At 45.3% G+C, this 2,666-nt stretch carries 2 protein-coding genes; both read left to right on the forward strand.

Translation table 11 applies throughout. The features are described from left to right. Positions 1 to 196 precede the first annotated feature (196 nt). The gene (locus tag COY37_RS09345; protein WP_286977352.1) at positions 197 to 1,450 is read left to right on the forward strand and encodes a site-specific integrase; all 1,254 of its coding nucleotides are present in this window, start codon (positions 197 to 199) and stop codon (positions 1,448 to 1,450) included. Position 1,451: 1 nt separating this feature from the next. Next, positions 1,452 to 2,255: a hypothetical protein gene (locus tag COY37_RS09350; protein WP_286977354.1), complete on the forward strand. Its 804-nt coding sequence runs from the start codon at positions 1,452 to 1,454 to the stop codon at positions 2,253 to 2,255. The last annotated feature ends 411 nt before the right edge of the window (positions 2,256 to 2,666 follow it).

The raw sequence follows: 2,666 nt of genomic DNA on the forward strand, positions 1-2,666 counted from the left end.
TGACCTGCTCATTACGAGTGAAATTTTTTACTAAAAACCCATGTTTATCCATAGAAACCAGTACACTAAACTAGGTACTTTTACCTGCCATTATTATAAGCATGCTCTTATACGCTTGTCTACTGCTTTTCATTGTTTTATAATCAAGTTGCACTTAATAAACACTCTCGTAAGTGCAAAAAAGAGGGGGTTACTCGTGAGAGCAGTCATTAACAAGCGGTTGATTGAGTCTTTAAAACCAGGCGTGAAGGTCTATGAAGTAAGAGACACGAAACTAACGGGTTTTCTTTTGCGTGTGCAGTCGTCCGGTAGAATGACTTATATTTGCCAATACGCCCGTGGAAAACGGATCACGATCGGCAAGACAGACGTTTTAACGCCAACACAAGCACGAGACCGTGCTAAAGAGATACTTGCCGATTATGTAAGAGGCATTGACCCCCGAGAAGCCAAGCGCAAAGCTAAATTCCATACACTTGAAAGCTACCTCACCGAAGTTTACGCACCGTGGGTAGAGATTCACCAGCGCAGCGCCACAACGACCATAAGCAGGTTAAGGGCTAATTTCTTACCAATACTAGGCAAAACCAAGCTTGGGGATATTACCCCTTGGCAAGTGGAGAAGTGGCGCTCAGGACGGCTTAAAGCCGGAACTAAGCCTGCTTCTATTAACCGCTATGCTGCCACGCTCAAGAGCGCACTATCCCGCGCTGTGCAATGGGGTCACATTCAAACGAACCCGCTAGCGCCGATTAAGCCGCTTAAGGTTGATAGAGCGCCTAAAGTTAGATTCTTAAGCGACGAAGAGGAAGAGCGCTTAAGAGCCGCATTGGATTACCGCGAAGAGCACATTAAACTAAAGCGAGACAGCGCAAACGCCTGGCGAAGAGTACGAGGTTATGAGCAATTACCGGACTTAAAAAAACTACCCCTTGCTGACTACCTAAAGCCGCTCATAATCTTGGATCTTAACACGGGACTAAGGCGCGGTGAGCTCTTTAACCTTAAATGGAGCGACGTTGACCTTGATCGAGCCATGCTTACAGTCAAGGGCGCTGGTGCGAAAAGCGGACAGACAAGGCACGTCCCACTAAACGCCGAGGCCTTCGATGTGCTTTTTAGGTGGAAAACGTGCGTCAAGGACAGTGAGCTAGTGTTTCCTGGAAAGAACGGCGGGCGTTTCGATAACATTAACAATTCATGGCGAAAGTTATTAAAAGACGCCGATATAGTTAATTTCCGCTTCCATGACCTAAGACACCACTTCGCCAGCCGCTTAGTCATGGCAGGCGTTGACTTAAATACGGTGAGAGAGTTATTAGGCCATAGCGATATCAAAATGACGCTAAGGTACGCGCATTTAGCGCCCGAAGTGAAAGCAAATGCCGTTGCGAAGTTGGTGCGCGATAATCCGGGATATGTCAGCGATAAATTAATAACTGTTGGGTAACATGGACAATAAGGTTTGCATAAGTAGTGACAGTGAAAAATGTAAAGATTGTGCCAGGCTTCTTCAAGACCCAATAGGTGCGATTAAGAGCCTGCCAAACCATATTTGCTACGATGCAATGAGGCAGTCAACAGAAAACTGGTCCTCGAAAAAACTAATGTTCCCTGAGCTTTCTGAGTGGTCAGCTATGTTCCCTTTGCCGGTTGGGGAAAAGGCGTTTCTAAAAAACTTACCCCACACACTAGAAACGCCTGTTTTTGCTGATAATTTACCCTTTAAAGGTGGCGAGGAAGCTATCTTTATTATCGAATTTAGGTTTAGCGATGCCTTGATAGCCTTCTTTGGACTAGCCGAATTTGTAGATACTTTCGACCGGCGCTCGGGGGCAGTTGAGTTTTTTGAAGAGTTTGACCGCCCTAGCAATAAGCCTAAATCCCTATTTAAACATAGAAACCCGCCTAAAAACGATGCGTATATCGACAAATACAAATTCGGCAGGTGTAAATTCGTTATCTCTGGAGATAACCCAACCTCTAGAGAAGTTGCTGAAGCGGTTGCAAAACTAAGGCACTGGTGGGCACCTTTTAAGGGCGATAAGATTAAGGGCAGACGTCCAGGGTCAAAGAAATATAAGAACTTTCAAGAACTGAAAGACGCTTTCGAGAGACTCTCTCCAGAGGAAAAGACTTATGCGCTCAGATCCCAACAGAATTTTGCGAATGCTCTTGACGACATTGATGTAAGAACCCTCCAGCGATACATAGAAGATTACCGCTTTACCTGGCCTGCTGACTTCCTCGAATAGCCTTCCAACCAACCCTGTGCAAAATAATTAAAGAATTGAATTATTGTCGTCTTTTTGTCGCACGCTTTTGTTTTATTGCTCTGTAAGATGTGGTTTAGCAGTAAAAAACCATAGCGTAAGGAGCGATAGTATGAACAGTGTTGTAAACGAAAAAGATGCAGCAAAGTATATTGGTATGAGCGTATCCTTTTTGCGACAAGCAAGGTGCGACGGTCCAACAGCTAATCGAACACCTGGGCCTGTTTTTCTGCGGCTAGGACGGGCAATAAGATACCGCACTGAAGACCTCGACAAGTGGCTCGAAGAGCACCGTTGTGAGTTGGTGAAGGGCTAATGGCAACACAAGAAAAAAACCCGGCGATTGCGGCTAACAATCAAACGGGCGAAGAGCAAAGAGCTAATAACAATATA

This window comes from Candidatus Aquicultor secundus (assembly GCF_002791875.1).
Classification (GTDB): domain Bacteria; phylum Actinomycetota; class Aquicultoria; order Aquicultorales; family Aquicultoraceae; genus Aquicultor_A; species Aquicultor_A secundus.

Excerpts from the sequence above, each read along its gene's own strand:
- COY37_RS09350 (WP_286977354.1), top strand. The coding sequence starts at position 1,452 with ATGGACAATAAGGTTTGCATAAGTAGTGACAGTGAAAAATGTAAAGAT.